General features: G+C 42.2%; 20 protein-coding genes. 1 reads left to right on the top strand and 19 read right to left on the bottom strand.

What is annotated here, in order from left to right; all coding sequences use genetic code 11:
* Positions 1-71: 71 nt before the first annotated feature.
* A complete protein-coding gene (locus C7E00_RS15920; RefSeq protein WP_105305022.1) occupies positions 72-377 on the top strand; it encodes a hypothetical protein in 306 nt (101 codons plus the stop codon).
* Between the two features lie 383 nt (positions 378-760).
* On the opposite strand, the gene C7E00_RS15915 is transcribed toward C7E00_RS15920, so the two are convergent.
* From C7E00_RS15915 to C7E00_RS15815, 19 genes are all read right to left on the bottom strand, one after another.
* A complete protein-coding gene (locus tag C7E00_RS15915; RefSeq protein WP_135358274.1) occupies positions 761-991 on the bottom strand; it encodes a hypothetical protein in 231 nt (76 codons plus the stop codon).
* On the bottom strand, positions 972-1,535 hold the full coding sequence (locus C7E00_RS15910; protein WP_105305283.1) for a hypothetical protein: 564 nt from the start codon (positions 1,533-1,535) through the stop codon (positions 972-974). Before C7E00_RS15910 ends, C7E00_RS15915 begins: the two co-directional genes overlap by 20 nt.
* Before the next feature lie 337 nt (positions 1,536-1,872).
* Complete coding sequence (tnpC, locus tag C7E00_RS15905) at positions 1,873-3,441, bottom strand: IS66 family transposase (RefSeq protein WP_167836656.1); 1,569 nt, start codon at positions 3,439-3,441, stop codon at positions 1,873-1,875.
* Between the two features lie 125 nt (positions 3,442-3,566).
* The gene (gene tnpB, locus C7E00_RS15900; RefSeq protein ID WP_105303207.1) at positions 3,567-3,923 is read right to left on the bottom strand and encodes an IS66 family insertion sequence element accessory protein TnpB; all 357 of its coding nucleotides are present in this window, start codon (positions 3,921-3,923) and stop codon (positions 3,567-3,569) included.
* A gap of 2 nt (positions 3,924-3,925) precedes the next feature.
* A complete protein-coding gene (tnpA, locus tag C7E00_RS15895) occupies positions 3,926-4,216 on the bottom strand; it encodes an IS66 family insertion sequence element accessory protein TnpA (RefSeq protein ID WP_105303206.1) in 291 nt (96 codons plus the stop codon).
* A 161-nt stretch (positions 4,217-4,377) separates the two neighbouring features.
* Positions 4,378-4,914 (bottom strand): hypothetical protein, encoded by a 537-nt coding sequence (locus tag C7E00_RS15890; RefSeq protein ID WP_105305281.1) that lies wholly within the window; start codon positions 4,912-4,914, stop codon positions 4,378-4,380.
* 69 nt (positions 4,915-4,983) lie between these two features.
* Positions 4,984-5,646, bottom strand: coding sequence for a hypothetical protein (locus tag C7E00_RS15885; protein WP_105305280.1), 663 nt, complete (start codon positions 5,644-5,646; stop codon positions 4,984-4,986).
* A gap of 1,415 nt (positions 5,647-7,061) precedes the next feature.
* A complete protein-coding gene (locus C7E00_RS15875; RefSeq protein ID WP_135358273.1) occupies positions 7,062-8,105 on the bottom strand; it encodes a glycine rich domain-containing protein in 1,044 nt (347 codons plus the stop codon).
* Between the two features lie 138 nt (positions 8,106-8,243).
* Positions 8,244-8,552, bottom strand: a complete 309-nt coding sequence (locus C7E00_RS15870) for a type II toxin-antitoxin system RelE/ParE family toxin (RefSeq protein ID WP_105305277.1) — start codon at positions 8,550-8,552, stop codon at positions 8,244-8,246.
* Positions 8,549-8,866, bottom strand: coding sequence for a type II toxin-antitoxin system RelB/DinJ family antitoxin (locus tag C7E00_RS15865; RefSeq protein ID WP_105305276.1), 318 nt, complete (start codon positions 8,864-8,866; stop codon positions 8,549-8,551). The genes C7E00_RS15870 and C7E00_RS15865 overlap by 4 nt, the downstream gene beginning before the upstream one ends.
* A 215-nt stretch (positions 8,867-9,081) precedes the next feature.
* Positions 9,082-9,663, bottom strand: coding sequence for a hypothetical protein (locus C7E00_RS15860; protein WP_105305275.1), 582 nt, complete (start codon positions 9,661-9,663; stop codon positions 9,082-9,084).
* A complete protein-coding gene (locus tag C7E00_RS15855) occupies positions 9,660-10,466 on the bottom strand; it encodes a C39 family peptidase (RefSeq protein ID WP_105305274.1) in 807 nt (268 codons plus the stop codon). Before C7E00_RS15855 ends, C7E00_RS15860 begins: the two co-directional genes overlap by 4 nt.
* A 687-nt stretch (positions 10,467-11,153) precedes the next feature.
* A complete protein-coding gene (gene tnpA, locus C7E00_RS15850; RefSeq protein ID WP_105305273.1) occupies positions 11,154-11,444 on the bottom strand; it encodes an IS66 family insertion sequence element accessory protein TnpA in 291 nt (96 codons plus the stop codon).
* A gap of 403 nt (positions 11,445-11,847) precedes the next feature.
* Complete coding sequence (locus C7E00_RS15840; protein WP_167836655.1) at positions 11,848-13,440, bottom strand: ABC transporter transmembrane domain-containing protein; 1,593 nt, start codon at positions 13,438-13,440, stop codon at positions 11,848-11,850.
* Complete coding sequence (locus tag C7E00_RS15835; RefSeq protein WP_105305270.1) at positions 13,424-14,590, bottom strand: radical SAM/SPASM domain-containing protein; 1,167 nt, start codon at positions 14,588-14,590, stop codon at positions 13,424-13,426. Before C7E00_RS15835 ends, C7E00_RS15840 begins: the two co-directional genes overlap by 17 nt.
* Before the next feature lie 1,468 nt (positions 14,591-16,058).
* A complete protein-coding gene (locus C7E00_RS15830; protein WP_135358272.1) occupies positions 16,059-16,757 on the bottom strand; it encodes a hypothetical protein in 699 nt (232 codons plus the stop codon).
* A complete protein-coding gene (locus C7E00_RS16430) occupies positions 16,690-17,352 on the bottom strand; it encodes a Panacea domain-containing protein (RefSeq protein ID WP_204378703.1) in 663 nt (220 codons plus the stop codon). The genes C7E00_RS15830 and C7E00_RS16430 overlap by 68 nt, the downstream gene beginning before the upstream one ends.
* Positions 17,315-17,680 carry a DUF3467 domain-containing protein gene (locus tag C7E00_RS15820; protein WP_105305268.1) on the bottom strand — a complete coding sequence of 122 codons (366 nt, stop codon included), beginning with the start codon at positions 17,678-17,680 and terminating at the stop codon, positions 17,315-17,317. Before C7E00_RS15820 ends, C7E00_RS16430 begins: the two co-directional genes overlap by 38 nt.
* A 135-nt stretch (positions 17,681-17,815) precedes the next feature.
* Positions 17,816-18,841, bottom strand: a complete 1,026-nt coding sequence (locus C7E00_RS15815; protein ID WP_167836654.1) for a glycosyltransferase family 2 protein — start codon at positions 18,839-18,841, stop codon at positions 17,816-17,818.
* Positions 18,842-19,826 lie beyond the last annotated feature (985 nt).

The following is a 19,826-nucleotide window of genomic DNA, read 5'->3' as shown; positions in this document are numbered from 1 at the left end:
ATCAAGAACACATAAAGCTATGGAATATTTCATGTGAATGTATTATGCTCAGTACAGGATGGACAGACGATATGAAATTCAACGTTAAGCTGGCTGCCTCGGAGCAGGATTACCTTGAAAAGCAGTATAAGGAATACATTGAGAAGACTACCATGACTGATAAGGAACGGAATGCTCTGAAAGAATGGGTCATGGATGGCAACAGCCCTTATGACAATCCGATGGGACTATGGAAAGACAGTTTCCATCCGGTTGAGTTTCTGGAAGTGTATCGTGACGAGGAATACATCGAGGAACACACCAAAGGAATGGCGGCAGAAGACCGGAACAGATACGCTGCGGAATACTATGGATTCTCTACGTCTGAGGGACAGTAACAGACGCTCATAGGCCACACGGTTTGCAGTGATGCAGCCATGTGGCTTTTATTGTGCCAAATTGTCATTTCCGCCAGTCACTTGTTTTTGACTGGTCTCCATGCAACCATCAATTTCCACCAGTGGCACATTTTCATGTATCTGGCAGAGCAAAAGAAAAGAGCCTGGCTTTCCACCAGACTCCGATATTCGTCATAAAGGCATAGTTTCGGATTTCCACCGCTTATTTAGGATAGCCGAAATTCCAACGCGAAAACAGCCTCAACCCCCGAAAAACGGCAATCGTCCCTCGTCTCGCGTAGGAAATTGGCATGTTTCAGTCTGAAGCGCACCCTTGTATGCGGGCCGCACAAAAGAAAAAGCCCACATTGCTGCGAGCTTAATCATAGCCATCCGCCAGGTTCATGGAGGTGCGTTTTTCCGCCTTCGACAAACATTGCCTTCTCATCATCAGTCAGGTCGGGTACATGCTTGCCATGAGCTCTTGCATAGGCGATCATGCCACGATAATCTACATTGCATTTGAGAAGCGGAAACTCCTCCATTGGAATCGGTCCGCGCATGTTTTTTACTTCTTGGCGATAGGCGTCCCAGTCAAAATTCCGCAATGTCATACGTATATACCTCCTCAATACGGTCCATATCTTTTCCGCAAATCATGAATCGAAAGATGTCTTGATCTACCGTGCCAATCGGCTCTGCTCCGAGTGCTAAAACATAATGTCTCAGAAGTTTTTGGTTTGCCGCAGATCCATACACTGCGCCATCATCATGACCGTGAAGCCGGGAATACCGACCGGCAATTGCGAATAAATGTCCTCCGACGCCAGAGTACTTTTGGGGTTCGCCGTTTTGCAGCCTTACTTTCTGGTTTTGCGGAGCGGCAACCATCCATGCAATATATGCGGCGTTCATGCTTGGATCAGGATTGTCATGCAGTGTAATCAACCCTTGGAACTCCGACGTGCCTGCGACGGTCAATGCGAATACATCATTTTCATCGTACAACTTTTGCCAGTTTACATACCATCCAGTATCTTCTGTATACTCTGCGAGACGTGAGCGGCGCCGTATTGGCGCTACTTTTGTTGCAACCACGAGCCCCGTTTCCATATCTTTTAGACACGGCGTCAGCTCATCTATCCAAACGGTTATCATTTTCTTCCTCTCCTTTCTGTTTGGACAAAAAGCAGAGGATTCCCCCTGCTCAGTTTCCCTATGCAGGGGTTTCTAAAATGTGTGTGCTAAATACTCCAAAGAAATATTTGATATGTTTATATTATAGTCGATTTAATGCGATTTTCCAATTTGCACCAGAGCACGCCAGGCATCTGAAATTCCAACGCGAAAACAGCCTCGACCCAAAAAAACGGCAATCGACTATTGTTTCGCGTAGGAAATTGGTAAGCGTCAATAGGTCTGCATAGTATTAACCCCGGCACACCAAAGTCTGAAAAGGCGGACATAGATGTGCCGGGGGATTATCTTTGATAGGCTATCTGACTCTCAGCGTATCGGGAAGCTGATCGGAATAGGGCAGGATTCGTTCTATGGATTTAGGGCTCAGATCATGTTCAGTCAGTTCACGGAAGAGATATGCCAGATATTTCTCTGGATCCAGATGATTCAGCTTAGCAGAGATCAGAATCGAAAAATAATATGCACTGACTGTTGCGCCTCTCTCTGTATCCGCAAACAGGAAGTTCTTTCTGGCGAGAACGATCGGTTTCATTCCCTCGCGTTCCGCAAGATTGTTGGATAAGGCAGCCTCTCCGTCTTTCAGATAATTCATCAGGTATTCCCACTGATTGTTCAGATAAGTAACTGCCTCTCCAAGCTTGCCGGTCTGCAGATAAGTTACTTTCAGATAGTTGTTGTATTCCTGGATTTCCTCCATGATCGGTCTTGCCTTCTCATTGCGGACTTCTTTGATTCTTTCGGGATCCGCCTGTTCAGCTTTAAGGCTTCTCTCAATATCAAACAGCTTGTCCATCTTTGCGACCATCTTAAAAGTATCCGCAAATCTCGGATATTGTCTCAGTATCTTTTCTTTTTCGCCTTTCTGCTTCGCTTTTTTGAATGCACTGTAGGTTTCCTTGTCTGCAGTCATGGCATCAAAGAATTTTCGGCGAGCATGACTCATACATCCGACTTTCATCAGAGCGGGCAAGTAATTTGTATATGCCTGATACCCATCTGATTGAATAATTCCATGAAACTGTGTCCCCAGTATTTCGTAGAGGAAAGACTGTTCTCGAGTTTTGCTATAAAAGAACAGAGCCATCTGTTTCTTTTCAAACGGTCCTGTCAGCGCTCCCCAGATTCTGCACGCCTGCCGTCCCTCTTTCTGCAGCCATTCAAGTACTTCCAGTTCCGTTTCATCCATGTTCACAACATGGCACTGTCTGAGATCTGCAGTCATTCGATCAATGACTGCTTTCAGGTATTTCTCTCCGCAGTGAATCACCAGCTGGCAGATATATTGTTTAGAGAGTGGAATTCCGTTATTCGAAAGATGCTTCGCAATCCGGTCGAAAGGAAGACCGAGAATGTACTTCTCATACGCAAAATGTGCAGGGAGTTCCGGAGAAGCAGGAGAATTCTTAATCATCCGCTTCGGTTTCTTTTCCTTCGGCACTTCATGAATGATCGTTTTCTCTTCGCCTTCTTCAGTGATGAAGGTATAAGCAAAACGATGGCAGATGATTTCTTCCGTATAGTATTCCGCTCTCTGGTAATGAGAAATGCGGATTACCTCAGGCGCAATCTCCTTCATCTTATGACCATCCACTTCAGTGGATTCAGGGTAAAGATCGGTTCTCTTCTTTACAGGAAGCTCCTTCAGATGATCTTTACGAGACTTCTTCTGTTTCGTCTTTTTCGTTTCCAGTTTCTGCTGTGGCTCGGAAACCTCATCCGAAGAGTGATCCGCAACAAACTCAGCTTCATTAAAAAGAGACAGCTGTTCAACAGAAACATGTTCACTTTTTGAGCCGAACTTATCACGGCGAGCACTGTTGATTCTCTCTTTCAGAGAGCAGTTGGCCAGATACATCTGATACATTGCATCCAGCATCTGATCAGCAGTGAGTGAACTGTATTTCTGTTTGAATTCTGCCTCAGTCTCCTCGTAATTATTATACCGCAGAAACCTCAGAAAAGCTTATAAATAAGCCTTTTTCCGAGACTTCACGCACACTTTTTCGAGACTGCTTCTATAGACCTTTTCTGATCAATTTTCAGTCCCTGCATCAGCCATCCGTACTGCTCCTCGGTGATTGCGGCCGAATGATTTTCTTCATCACGAATCCATTTGAAATGGTTCCCTTTTTCAAGCCGTTTGTAGAATAGCCAGAACCCAGTAGAATCCCAGTACAGCATCTTCAGCTTGCTATGATCCTTGTTGCAGAACAGGAATATGGAATTATCAAAGACATTCATATGCAGTCTGTTCTGCACCACTGCAATATACCCGTCAATTCCCATCCGCATATCTACCGTTCCGGTAATCAGATACAGCCGGACGTCATCTCTTACCAGTTTCATAATCAGATCCCCAGAAGCCTGCGAAGGTCATCCGTACTTCCGCAGATGTTAACTCCATTGATCTCAACCCTGATGAACTCACTAGTGTGATCGGTTACTGCGACCGGAAGCACTTCATAACAATCAGAACCGCAATCATCGACGGCTTCTCTCTGCTCACGATGGAGGTGCCAGTAGAATGCATCATAATTGAACCCTTTCTCTTTGCAGTAATCCTTGATGGTTTTCCCGCTCTGCTGATACTCCGTCAGAAACGGAAGCCACCATTCATGAGTATGAATATCTTTTACCATAATCCTTCTCCTTAGCCTCTCTCCAGGATAGGGTCTTCGGCAGCCTCCAACAAGTTGCAGTCCTATTGACGCTTACGGAAATTGGCATGTCTCAGGTTCCCAGCGCCAAAAGAAAAGCCCGCATTGCTGCGAGCTTTGCCTCATACTAAACAAATACTGATTTACCTGGTAATTGCCGCAGACAGAATCATTTGATCAAACTGATCTGCCTTTAGTATGGGCCCGTATATAGCATTCTCTAGAGAATTCTCATACCCGGAAAGGCGCTTGTCTGTCTGAACAAAAATGCCGGAATGAACAGTTATCGTACTATTAAAACAAGATGTTTCGCAGTACCATGTCGAATTATAATCATCAATTGTTTCGCTTGTTTTCTGTATTCCATCTTCCCCAATTGAAAGTACGTATGACGGTGACGTAAGCAGAATTACGTCTTGTTTCTGATCGTAAATCATTGCATAATAGCGATCATTGAGCTTATATTTCTTTATAATTCCGCCGTCTTCATCCGCCGTAATCAGCAAAGAATCACTTCCAGACTGTGCAAGCACTAGGGTTTTCCACCCCTTTAGTTCTAAATAAGCCGGATCGTTTAACTTAGGCGTACTGAAATTAGGGCCTATATAATTCATAATTACAAGAATTATATTGCATACGATAGAAATAAATAGGATGATGATCTGTTTATAGTTTTTCATAAATTATCCCGACATGATACAAACTATCTGTCTTAATAACTCTGTGATGTAAACTAATGAGTTATTAGACTACCAAAGCCAAAAATTACTATTAAGTGTTTTCTGCCCTGATTGTTTCACATTCCAAACAGTTGAGATTTTAAAAGTACAGGAATTTGTCAGACTGACAACAAAGTATTTATTTGCACCTGTATATCGCGTCCCTAAACTTGTCCCTGATGTAGTCAAAGCTGACGGCTCGACATAACCTGTGTCCTGTGGATCGCCAACCGGCCCCCACGTTCCATAAAAAGTCGCATTTGATGTCATCGTTGCAGGATTTCCAAGACCACTGTCAAACCATGTTATTTTCTGAGTATAATACACAGGTTTTCGAAATGTTAAATTTGAAGCATATCTGTTTTCAACAAAAACAATAAATTGTGCATTATATAGACCCTGTTGAAAAGTAGAGCCAATTGGATCATATGCATAAGTCGATAGATTTATCGTATATTGATCAACATTACCAGCTATATTACGCTTTTCAACAGATTGTGCAACAGCATAGTCTTCCTTATAGTCAATTCTCTCGGCGATAATATTCGATGACTGTAAACCAATTTCGTTAATTTCCAGAATCCTTTCTTCCACTTGACTAAAATCTTCGTTTTCTTCACCTTCAGCATTAACAGGAATTATTAATACAAATGCTAGTAATGAAGCAATGACTGTATTAAATATTTTTTTCATAATGATCCTTTCATTGAAGATCCCTAGACGTGAGACTATTAGTAAGCATACTGCACATCCAAAATTGCCACTACACTCGAAGTCAGCATTAAGATTTTTAAAATGTCCCATCTTGTTACAAGCATCGTTTCAGCAAAAGCGGCTTGTCTTCTCATCTTTCATCTCATCAAGCAGCCCCTGAAATTCCGTCTCATTATCCTCCGTGAAAAAGCCATCTCGTTTTCGGGTCCCGCCTTCATACCCGTGTAATGCTTCCCGTATCTCTCGATGTCAATTTTCTCAATAATGGTACCAACTTCAAGTGTTTTCAATCTCCGTTCTTATATCTTGCAACATTCATGTTCCCTCTCCCTATAGGCAATAAAGCTTCAAATTATTGAAAAGAAACTGTTCAAACTGGTCATTTATATTTTAACATAAATGATCATCAATTCATGTATTTATTCCCCACCAGAGCGAGCGTTATTTTTACGAGCTTGCAAAGAAAAAATAGCTTACGCTTGGGAACCAGAAGTTAGAAAAGATGTAACTGCACGCCTGATTCCCTTCCCATTTACAATAGAATCGGAAAAAGCAAAACTGCAAAAACAGGTTCTTCTGCTATTCATTTACTTTAGAGTTGGGAAAACTATTTGGTACGAATTGCATAATTATGCGGGAAAAGAGAGGTTGCATTTCGATTAGATTTGGAATCTGGCAGGCTTTATTTTTATAATTCTATTGCGAGCGAAGACTTTTCAATCTGTTGAATTCTCAATAATTCTGACACGAGCGAAACAAATTGCACAAAAAAGCTGCAGAACCAGTGCATACGTATGTATAAAGCACTGATTCATGCAGTATGATACGTTTTAGCGGTTTCCGAATACGCCGTCGGGTTCGGGCGCGTGTACACAAGTGAGTGCCCGGCGCTGGCGTGACTAATATACGCTATGCGCAGATGAGCCAGTGCATAAGAAAAGCACACCAGAGTGATCCAGTGTGCTGTTTTCGTATTTCCGTGGATGGCCGCTGCGCCAGTTGTACCTGTGCGGGTATATTCTGAGCGCTCACTTGCGCTTTTATACCCCGCGGCGCCACTTTTGCGCTAATCTCGCATGCGGCATTAGCACGCGCAGCTATTGCGCTTGGTCACGTGCGCCCCTGCGCTTGGCTTTCCTTAGCGCCGTGCGCTGGGGTGCCATAAGCGTGTGCGCTGAGCCAGACTCGTGCGCTGTTCTGCGCTATGCCCTGTCTTGCGCTGCGCAAGTGTCTGCTTGGCGCTCAGAAGCGCCGTGGTGTCGTGTGCGCCTTATGCGCTGGGGTTTTCCGTGCGCCCTGCGCTATGACATCTCAGGCGCATCATGCGCTGCGATCACAACCGCGCACCGCAGGCGCTGATATCAGCTTTGCGCATCAGCCCCAGCACCGCAGCCTTAATCGGCAGCAATCAGCGTGATCCGCGCATAACCGTTTCCGCTATGGCCGACCTCAGCGCCTCCATCAGGCGCAGGGAACGACTGATCGCCGGCGACAGTAGCGCCGTCAGTGACCATGGCGCCAATGTGACCGGAGCCGCCGGCACCGCTAACATACGTGTAGTCGCCTATGTCAATCGCAGCGCCTCCGCCATACCAGCCGCCACCACCGGCGCCTAGTTCTGAATTGTGGTATTTATGCTCTGCGCTGCCGCCTTGCCCAAATGCATATCCGGACGTTTGAGTGCTAGGCACAGCTAATTGCTGAGATGAAGACGCTACACCAGCGTTACCAGATTCTCCACCGCCAGTTGCGTAATATTGCGCCAAATAACCAGCGTCCTTAGAATAAACGCTACCAGCGCCACCGGCAACAATAAGCACATCTATATCTTTCTGAGCTTCATAGTTTTTTAGCTGTCCGTCGCCACGCAAAGTGAGCTGCATACTTGTCGCACCGCCACCGCCGGCTGCGGCTTCGCTGCTATTGTCCGACAGATCTCCGTCAGACCGATCCCAGTCACCATTTCCGCCGCCGTTCCAGCCGCCAGTTGCCTGCCCTATATATCCATCTTGCCCGCGACCGCCCACGGACACATAAATAGTTTCACCCTTCTTCAGCAAGATGTTTCCACAAGAATAGCCGCCATGCGAAACTGATGAAGCGTTAAGCTTTCCTTGCATCAATACTTGCCCGGATGACGCGCCCCAAACTTCCAGCTGATACGTTCCGCTTACCGGCGCAGTAAACGTCTGCACAGCGCCAGTGTAGTCGAAATCGTACGCCGTATCCGCCCACTGCGCACGGTGTGCCTTTTGCGCTGTGGTCCATGCGCTGTATCCATCTTCGCACTTAATAGTTGCGCATCCAACCATCTGCACTGAAGATTTTTTCCACGCGCGGCAATTTTCTTCATTAGCGCAATTCGCCCAGAAGCGCTCCTGCGCAGGACGATATCCTGTGCGCCTTGGACGATGCGCTGCTGGACATTTCTGTACCAATCCGCAATTTCGTTCATTAGCGCATATGAAAAAGCGCAAATCTGCGGAATTTCGCAGTTTTGAAACTTGAACTGCGGAAGCGCTCGGTTTTAGAAAATGAGTCGGTGTGCGCAAAAAATAAAAAGGGGCGCTAGGCCCCTAATCCAACTGTTTGCGAATATCTCTCCCGCTATACAGAATGCGGGAAACGAAAACGGTATCGTCTTCTGCGCTGACCGTGTAGAAAATCAGATATTTTCTGACAGGTAGGTAGCGAACGCCCCGACTGTGCCATGGCTCATCGCGATATAGAGGATTGCGCTCAGGCATGGAATCGAGCGTACTTACATTCCGCATGATTTCATTAATCAAATTTTCGGCGGCTTCCGGAGCAAACAGCGTATATGCAATATACGCATATATGTTCTTCAGATCCTGCCTTGCCTGAAAGGTATAAACGACCTTCATCGCCCAAGCATACTCCGCATTTCATCCTCAACATCCGCCGCAGAAACAATGCGCCCTGCAGAGATATCGTCCATGCCTTTCTGCATTTCAGTGTCAAATTGTTCCTTCGTTAATGCGCCGGCTGCGATTGGCTTGGCGGCAGGGAGCGTCATGTCGAAAGGAATGCCTCTGTGAAGAACAACCTGCTTCAAGAACATGCCAACGGCATTTGACATTGGTATTCCGAGCTGATTCAGAATCATCTCTGCCTGTGTTTTTGTTTCCGGATCTACGCGAGTATAAACGATTGATGTTTTGGAATTGGCTCTTGTCATAATTCGGTCCTCCTTATAATCAGTATATGCAAAATGCTCGCACTAAGCAATCTTAAAGCAATCTAATCGATTTGCATACCAAGCCAAGTAGGTCGGAAAAAGTGCGCAAAAAAGACCAGCATTACTGCTGATCTCGTTAAGCTCCAGAAAACAACGTTATCGAAATCTCGCTTTTTATCACATTCTTTTTGTACGAAGCCAGAGGGAAAGAGAGACTATTGCGAATTGATGCATTGATAGGAGATAACTTTCCACTCGCCATCTTCATTGCCGAAGTGAATTATATACTTACATCCATTCTCTACGCCATCGGCTGTTTGACCAGAAACTGCTACTGTTGTCTCATCAATTGTCTCCCAGGATGGGTTATCGCCATAAGAACTCAAGCCCATGACAGGTTGGCTTAAATATAATTTTCCATCTTTCTCTTCGAATGAAGCCAGTTTAAGAGACTCTTCAAAAATCTCTTCTGTCGTGTAAGAAAGAACAGAATTTTTCAATTCGTCAACATTTGTATAGTTTTCAACCAAATGATAGTCCCTATCTTCGTCAGAATAACTATCCTGATAATCGATAACGGAATTATAGTTATACAATAAGATCCCTCTGAACTTTATCAATAAGTCCCTAATAATTTCATCTGTCAATTTATTAGTATTAGGAACCTCAGCCTCCGGACTTTGTATCACTGGTGTGGAAGATGAAGGCATCTCAGATGAAGGAGCATTAGTTTCAGCAGGTGCTTGTTGGCTGCAAGCAGTGAGAAATACTAGCAAAATAGTCAAAATAATTTTCATTTATAATACACCATAATTCTTTCTACCGTCCATCCATCTCTCCGATATTCCTCCAAAGAAGTTTGATGACTAGCATTTCTTGGATCGGGATTAAAAATATAATGATATTCTCCACCATCAGAATAATGCTCATATCCATATACAACAACTGCGTGATATCCTGATGAGCCATGCATATATATAATTACAGGTCTATTAGAGAGCAAAGCGCCTTCAATATTATCATATGCTGTATTCCAATTACTGCTTGTAATATTCTGTATTTTTAAAGTGTTATATGGCGAAACCGTATTAACTGATGTCCAAGGGAAATTGCATCCGCTAGTAGTACCAGGTCCATCCGCATTTATGCGGTTTTTAACAGTCACAGGGGTTGCATAAATTCCAAATTTATTAACAACCATAGCGAATGAAGTAACAACACACCCATCTGAAGCAATTGTGTAAGCTGTACTTGTTTTAGGACATAAATAATCGCTATAATCAGTTTGATAATATCTCACGATTCCTGAGTTTGCCCACGCTTGGCTTGTGACTGAAGCATTTATTGCTCGTGCTCGAATCACCGAACCGGTCTTGAATGGATTTTTTAATGCTTGTTCGGAATTGTGCTCAGCCGCATGAGCCGCTTTATACTGATATTCAGCAATTGCTGTTTCGTCCGGAATATTAGGCTCCGTGTCAACAAAACATGATGGGCAATCATCCCCATTTCCGTCATCATAATCCCTTGCAAACGCCAATGTCATACAAGTACTTATTCCTATAAGAAGAGATAGGATAATTTCTAAAAACCTTTTCATTTTTTCTCCTTTTTATTTGTATTTATCAGTAGCCAACTTGATTACGAATTAAATACACAAAAACTTATGAACAAGTATTAGCTTATTTCAATGATAATTCATTAGATTTCTTTCGTATTTTTGCTCTAATTATTGAATGCCAAACAATCTGAGTTAATGAGCTAAATACTCAGATTGTAATTCCAATACAAGATGATATCCTCGGAAACATGAGGCATTATAGAAAAAGCCAAATGCCGCTCTATTTCAGCATTTTTTTCATTAAGACTACCATATTTCTGAAAATGGCAATGGGTACACTCCCAGAGTTGACCAGTAAGTGTCTTATTTGACAAATGCACCGAATTCATAATTATCTTCAATGTCCCGTCTAAATGACCTTATTTATTTATTAACATAATGTTTTGACAATGTCAATCCGCATAGCCAGATGATCAGCACTGAAGAGTTAAAATCTTCGCATATGCATTGAAGTAAGGTCATGCTGAAAAGCGTGTTCTGCGTGCAGGAATTTAAATAACCGGCTCATCTTATCTACCCTTCCTCACCAGCATCTTTACCGCTTCCGGGTGCGCTAGGATCACCCCCTGCCTCACTCTTTCCGCTACCGGCAGGCAATTTCCATACGCATATCTACAGTTCCGGTAATCAGATACAGCTTGACGTCATCTCTTATCAGTTTCATAATCAGATCCCCAGAAGCCTGCGGAAGTCATCCGTACTTCCGCAGATACTAACTCCATTGATCTCAACCCTGATGAACTCACGAGTACGTTCTATGACTGTGACCGGGAGCACTTCAGAATGATTACAACCGTAATCATTGATGGCTTCTCTCTGCTCGCGACGAAGGTGCCAGTAGAATGCATAATAATTGAAGCCATTCTCTTTGCAGTAATCCTTTATTGTTTTCCCGCTATGCTGATACTCCTTCAGAAACGGAAGCCGCCATTCATGAGTATGAATATCTTTTACCATGACCCTTCTCCTTAGCCTCTCTCTAGGATGGGGTCTTCGGCAGCCTCCAACAAGTTGCAGTCCTATTGACGCTTACGATTATACGGTAATCGGAAGTGAATTCTGCAGCTTCCTATCCAGTGTGATTACCTATCGCCTTCTCAATCGGCTCGAAAAAGAAGAATTGTTCGACATACTCACCTTCAAGAAGATCATGCATGTACTGACACGAGCAAAGAAGGTAAAAGCAGATACTTCAGAATGGCAGCTGTTCAAGATGAACCCTTCTCAGATTGACATCCTTCAGAAACTGGAGCTACTTGAATAACCTGCCCAGAAAAAACGAGGAAGGAAGCCTAAGAATCAGACGGTATAGTACTACTCATTGGGAAATTTGTAGTCAAATAAATTGGAAAAGTTCAAATTAATGAAGCATTTCGTTCGGTTTAGTTAAATTAATAAGGGTTGTACAGTTTTGTATTAGTGCTGGATCATGAGTGATTACAATAATTTTCCTGGATTTTGCAATCTCTTTTATTAATTCGATAAGTATTACTTTAATACGTTCATCAACAAAGTTAGTCGGCTCATCATATATTATCATTTCCTGATTGCAGCTAAAACTGCGGCATATTTCAATGATCTTCTTTTGCCCATTAGAAATATTGCTGCCATTTTGTTTCAAGTATTCATTTTCATTTAGCCCAACTAACGCAAGCAATGAATTCACTCTATCAGAAAGTTCTCCTTCAGAGAAAAAGAGAATGTTGTCCCTTATCGTACCTTCAAAGAAATAACTATCTGCAGGAACTAAAAGGATCCGGCTTTTTATATCCTGTTCAAGAATATCTTCATACTTTATATTGTTGTAATAAATATTCCCAGAAGTCGGAATAATACTTTTATTAATTAACTTAGCTAATGTGCTTTTTCCCGAACCGTTTGCTCCGATAATTCCAATGACTTCTGATTGACCAAAAGATATTGATGAAGAATAATTCGCAAAAATAAGTTGAGAATCAACTGCATAACTCATCTCTTCAAATCTGATGACTTTTAATGCTGGAAGCAATCTCGATTCTGAATTTGGCAAATTTTCTTTACCCGAGTATAAAATTTCATTTATTCTTTTCAAGGAAACATTAGCGATTATTGTTTTTTTAGGCAACGACATCATTGAATTGGCAATATCCCACAGTCTGTAGAAATACACAGTGTATGCAGTTAACATCCCAATTGTCATTCTTCCCAGAATAATATGATATCCGCCAATCCAATTAATCAGAATATCTGACACAGTTAAGACTGATGTCATCAGGCCAATATCATAAAGAGTTTCTATGATTGTATTTTCTTTATATGATTTATAAAGTCCGATTTTTCTGTCACTGAACCTATTGAGAAAATTTCTGCTTTTTTTATAATTGCGAATCGTCTCTTGCCCGCTAACATACTCCTCAAAGAAGCAATTCATGTTCTCATCGCTCTGAATAGTATTCGTCTGCTTTTTTTCGATTATGGGAAGCATTATTTTCTTGAGAATAAGGAAAAAGAAGATGAGGACTATAATAATCAGCGACAATTCCGGAGACATTTGAAACATTCTTAATAAGAGCAGTATCAAAAAAATAACATTACAGATTTCGGTAATCGCTTTCTCATAGAATAGGAAACGGCATTCCTCTATATCTTTCGTGAATCTCTGATAATAATAAGATATATTATGGTTTTTATGCTTATCAAAAGGCTGATCACGGATACTTTGAACAATTCTTTCTTTAATACTTAATGTCATTTCTTCCTGAGCCATGTCTAGCTGAAAGGAATAATAAGCTTGCAGCAGAATGTTTGTAACAGAGAAAATACACATTAACACTCCATAATAATTAAAAGTACTAACGTTCTTAGACACTGCAGAATCAATCATTCTTTCTAAACAATATGGAGTGAAGATGACAAGAATTTTGCTTAACATATTAAGCAAGATCAGAATAACAAGTTTAGATTTCTTCTCCATGGAGCTTTTTTTGAATGAGTTCATTGATCATTTTCACTTTTTCATATTCACAAAATATTGTTTGCATCGAACCATTATTAATTAAAGCTTGAAAAGGACACCCACAGTTACATGCAGGGATTAGTGGACATTGTCTGTTAAAGCAGTATTCATAGGAGCCATAATCCATATAAGAGCTTCCAGAATAGTCTTCAGAAAATATGGACGCAGAGGAAAACCGATTTCTGCCAATCAAGCTTACACATTTATAAATATTGCCATCTGCATTAATTGCTAAAGTGTAAGGATTCTTTGCCATACATAAACCGTCAGTAAAATAATAATCAAAAAGTTGAAAGCCCATTTGCTTTGCGTGCACAAAAATGTCGGCAAATTGGGAATAATGTTTTTCAGAAATTAGACAATTGTTTATATAATTAATATTTGTATCGTCATTTACTGTCTTTGTGATCAAGCCTAATGATAGATGAATTTTACTTATATCTAATTTGGTTTTTAAATATTCTAAGAGCTGCAACATGTTGTCACAGTTGTTTTCATCAATGTTTAAACGAATATTAACTTCGCTTAAATATTCTTTTTTAATAATATTATTAATATTCTCAATAATTTGGTTGAATGTTCCACTGCCATCCTTCAAATGTCTGCGAGAATTGTGAACCTTCTTTGTTCCATCTAATGTAATTTGAGCATTTACCCAATTATATTTTGAAAGAAAAGCTGCAGTTGAATCATCAAGCAGATAACCATTGGTTACAATACTTGTATCGTATTCTATTTTGTTGTTATAAAACATTTGTTTTAACTTTGGTAACAAGTATTTAATTGCTTTAAAATTCAAAGTTGGTTCTCCGCCATAAAAACTAATTAATACACGTTTTATCTTCGAATTAGCAAGCAGGTAATTTTCCAAATATTCCAATAGTTTTTCACATTTTTCCAATGAAAAAGAATGAGATCTCTCAATACCATCTTCATAGCAATAGGGACAATTAAAATTGCAACTGGTAGTAGTAATAATCATTAGAGGCATTTGGTCCATCTGCAGGTAATCAGCTTTTAATCTTTCTAAATAATCTTTCTTTTCATCAACATCACTGTCTATAATAAAATCTCCTGCCACTAGAGCGTTCCAGTCTTTTTTATACACCTCATTTAATTATTCAACATTTGAGAGAAAACGATTAATATTTTCAAGTTCCAGTTTAGGAATCTCAACCATACCATCATTAATAGTATTATATAAAATAGAAGAATTATTTAATTCTGTTTTCATTATAAACATTGACCATTTCATATCTGATTTTTCCTAATAAACAAAATCATTTTAACCTGTACTGATAGTGCTTGTCGCAAAGAGGATTCTCGTTTTTAACCATTGGAGGTCGGCATGCATTCCTTTGAATATCATTATTTTTCGACCATCTGCGTAAACAGTGCATTATTTCTGACTAAATCCAGTGTAAGAACTGTCCATCATAGCAAAAAATGAGGATCTGTTGTTGAAATGTATATGATAGCTTCACAATAGCAAATCAGAAAAATAGATAAATTTGATTGAAGAGTGAGGCATGATCACTCTCAATGGTTTAATTACCTATAATGTGCGCAGCAACTATCTTTGTGAACCATAAACCTAATAATGAAAATACTTCTCTTTTTTTCTGGCTTTCTGATCACAATCATGATGATTCCTCCTATCCAACTAGTCTTTAATAATTGATTGAATTTCACATGCCTTTTATTAATTCAAACAATTAAAAATCGCCTGTAGAATTATTTAGAGCTACAGATGTTAATTGCTAATCAATAGCACTTCATTCTTCACAGTTTTTCCACTTTGCAAGTAAAATTTGTACCGTCCAATTTCATGTGGAGCAGAAGCAAAGTCACTTCACACAAAACCATGAAATTGAACAATTACTTGTATTAGTAGCGCTAGATACCAAATTTCAAGCTTATGATATTAAAACTCACAGAAAAGAAAAGACTAATAAAATAATTAAAAAAAAGATAAAATAAAAGAATAGATATAAATGGCATCAATCATTTCTTCTAAAATTGTTACCGCTAAATCAAGATGTCCAGATTCTGATCTGATCAGCTGTCCGGAAACTGCTCATCTTGGTGTCTAATAATGAATTCCAAAATTGATTAAGCCACTTGACCTGGAGCTTTTCTGGATTTTCTCGGAAGCTGAATACAAACAAAGTCTGAAAAGCAAAAACCGCCTGTTTTCAGTCAATCATTCAAGGGCCATGATTTCTGACCGATTAAAGCATCCTAAATAACAGCTTTTTCCCTGTAAACGACAATGGTTCTTTAGCATGATACTTTGCAAAAAATAAGCACCCGCTTCATATTTTGAAACGAGTGTTCTTTGTTCAGAAGCCAATGCCGAGTAAGCTAACTTACTGACATTGGCATTGCTGCTGATCTCGTTGAGCTCTGGAAAATATCAGGCCGGCGTCGCCGCTCAGGCATCTCTTTTAGCCCAAGCAACTTTCAGCTTCGGATACTCTTCAAAAGAAACCGGGCCACGCATGCTCTTTACAAGCTGCCAATATTCTTTACTATCAAATTTCTGAGTCGTCATACGTGTCCTCCAGTCTACGAAATCAATAATTGTTGCCAAATGACGAGCTCAGCTTTTCACAATCCAAATAATCAAATGCATAACAATCGGTTGGCATGTATTTGCAGTTTCCGTCATTATAATCTGGGCAGTGTTCGTAGAATAATGAATCTCCCCTTTTACTATCATTCATGTAAATATGGTGATTACTGTCAAAAAACAAAAGAAAAAGCGTGTTATCCAGCTTATATGCGACTGCTCTTGCTGGCGAATGGGCATTAAGAGAGGCTTTAAACTCAAACACGTCGCCGCTTAATATTTGAGAGATATAAGGGCACGAGTAGCCATACTGCATCAATATCTTTTGCACTATTTCTTGATGCTTCTGATCAATCGCATGAAAATGCAATGTCCTACTCTCGTTATTTATGAGAGAAGTAAAAGGCTCTGTACATATCTTTGGAAGTACTTCCCCAAGAAAATTATATAAATCTCGCGAAGCCTCATCTCCATTTCGAAAATGGTTGTTAAAAACACCGTTAATTTTGATTGGCCTCGCCTTAAAAAAACTAAAATCAACACATACAGAATTTTTCTGCTTAACTATTGCCTTATTCCGTTCAGATATAAAGCTAACCCGATTATTAGTCCCTTTTGGAAGAGCGGGAATACGATTATTCATTTTGCAATTTGGAATAATAATTAAAGATTGCCAACGGACTAATTTTGTTGGTGCAGGCATCCCCAAAGCGAACACCCTTTCTTGCCTGATTCCATGGATCTTCCTGGTGCGTCAAATGTTCAAGCTGATCAGCGGAAAGAGACCCGTAAATATCCCAAACTTGATTAAGAAGATCTGTAACATCCTCATTAAATGCTGGTGCTTTCACTTCCGATGGAATATTTTCCCAACCATACTGCCTGTACTTGTTGTATAAGCGCCTGCATACAGGCCCATGAATCCATGCCTCAAAATAATCATCGCACAGCACCTTAATATCTTTTTCATTATTGATGGCTTCGGCATCATTAAAAAACACGATATACCAAGCATATGCGTAATAACACAGTTTTTGCAACTTTTTATCGCTCATTGGAGCTTTATTCAAAAACCAGTGAGCCACCTGGAAAATAACAGGAGTTGCAACGCTTGAAGGAGTAAGGCTGCTAATAGCATCATTAAATGAATCTGATGCTGCGCAGTAGCCACATCTGCTGATACTTTCTGCCGAAAAGTTTAAAATCTGTTTACTCGCATATCTGTCAGCAGAAAAAGATGTCTTACCCGGCGCCTGTGATTTACTCACTGGCATCAGTGTGTTCTTCACTAGAGTCATTTATACCCCTCCTGTTTTCAAGCTCTTCAATATTTTTGCTCAACCAGGCATTGATTGATTTGGCTGTTTCTAAATTCATCACAATGCCACTAGACACATACCTGATAACCGTTTTTTCAAAATCTTCCGGCTTGATTGCAATCGGCTCGCTCAGGGATCCATCAGCATTGATATTGTGATCAGTTTCCTTTGGAATGGGAGATCTTTCCAGATAAAAGTTTACCAGGATCTCATTTCTCGTTGAAATACCGCCGTATGCGCCATTTACGTATACGGGATTATAATCTTCCGCATACTTATACTTGAAATTGATTTTCAAATTATCCATGCGTTTTCCTCTCTCTTTGATCAAAGCTTCAATAATTTTGGTACATGATCGCATTTTTGAATGCTGAGCGGCATCATCGTGCAACATCTATATTATAACAAGGCAATGTGATATTCGCACTAATTGCAGATCCTTTTAAGATGCCGTTTTCCCTGCTGGCACCAGCACATTTACCGCTTCCGGGCGCGCCAGGATCACCCCCAGCCTCACTCTTTCCGCTGCCGACAGGCAATTTCCATACGCACGCAGATCCCTCCGCACAACCCGGAATGCTTCTCCTGTGCGCTCATCACGGCGCATTACATCATCGTAGCTTGTGTATCGGAACGCACAGTCCATCGCCATTTTCTTCAGCGCCTGCGTCGCCACCGCACAATCTCCGTTCCGTGCGGCGCTGTGCACCCGATGGCTTAGCGCCCGCGCTTCATCCAGCATCTCCCGCGGATTCGATGCGCTTGTGATCGATCCGGGCGTCTTGCGGTAGTAGTACAGAGGCGCTTTGACATGCGCTGCTGACTCGCAGTTGTGCAGCACGTCATAGATCGCATACTCGTCCTCGTGAATGCGCCCAGACGGGTACCAGACGCCCTCCAGCACCTTGCGGGCGTATACCCGATTGGAGCGCAGGACGCCGCTGATCGGATTGCGCTTCATGAACTCATACTTCTCATCTCCGCGCTGAATCTCGACATCCAGCGCCGCTTGCGCATTGCTCTCGATTGCGCCCTGAAGTTCGGACTCGTCCTCAAAGCGCAGGATATCGGACAGCGCCATGTCTGCGCCGGTGACTCTCAGCGCATCAAGCGCCAATTCCAGAAAACGCGGGTCGTATTCATCGTCCGCGTCCAGCATCGCGATATACGGCGCACCGGAAACGGAAACGCCGTAGTTTACAGCGCTCGACAGATCCCCACGCTGCAAATAGCGCACGGTGATCCGCGGATCTGCGCCAGCATACTTCCCCGCAATCCCCATCGTCGCATCGTAACCGCGCTGGTTAATAATCACGATTGCGCGCCAGTCCTCGAAACTTTGCGCAAGGATGGAATCAAGGCACGGTGCAAGCGTGGATGCGGCATGGTGCGCTGGAATGATAATATCTACCGCGCTCAGGCAGGCTGTGCGCCCGGAAGCGCCGGGGTTAATGCTGGAATCAGGCATGCGAATATCTCTCCTTCTCATATATGATACGCAGGAATGAGGCGGGAAATTTTGCGCGAGGAGCAGTGCACGAATATGGTGCAGACATTAAAAATTGCACGTAAAATCGTGCGGAAATTAATTGATGCACGGAAGCGCAAATGATGTGTTTTGCGCACCGTTTTCGGGATCTGGCGGGAATCTGTTTCGGAGTTCGGCGGGTATTTACTTCTGCGCTTGGTGCCCAAAACGCAAAATATGCGAAAATTTTCGGGTCTGCGCAGGGAATTCGGCGCTTCGATGGATATGGAAAAGGCAGAAGGGAGAAAGATATGCAGGATATTATCATCGCGCTGCTGGCCCTCTACGCTGTCTGGTGTGGAGCGCCCGCAAAATCACGCGCCTGAGCGCAGTGCTGCACATTCTCGTGCGGATGCTGGGAGAGATGCTGGAGGAGGAGCCGCAGGATTTGACGAACCATGCGAATAGGTTATACTAAGAATGCAGAAAGGATCACCGGCGACGGTTGACCCTACTTATTTACGAAAGTAGATCGCAAACTTTGGTAGAGCAGGCGGTCTACTTTTTTGATCCGAACTTGTAGCCGAGGGCAAGCGCCGTAAGAACAGCGCCGATGATGCCAAGCACCACCATAATCAGCTCATAATCATTCATGGCTCCGACCTCCATTCCGCACCCGCAGAGGATGCGGCTTCTATGACGCGAGAATTAAGGAGGGCGCGCCAAACCCTCCCGCAGGAGGGCCAACCGCCACCGTTTTGGTGATCCAGCGCACGGCTTTCACCGCGCAGGATAACTATACCATGCCGAGTGCGTCAGTAACACGCGCAAAAGAAAACCCCCGCGGGGTAGTGCGGGGGTGACGCGCAGATAGTTCGCACAGCTTCCTAGGTACTTGCCCGGAGGGGGCGGGAGTGATGCGGGTGCGCGTAAGAATATTATTACACGAAATCATTTTTAAAGATTCATCCGGTCGGGATAGCAT

The sequence above is a fragment of the Anaerolactibacter massiliensis genome, assembly GCF_900290205.1.
GTDB lineage: Bacteria > Bacillota_I > Bacilli_A > Erysipelotrichales > Erysipelotrichaceae > Bulleidia > Bulleidia intestinalis.
This window is presented reverse-complemented; position numbering and strand designations above follow the sequence as displayed.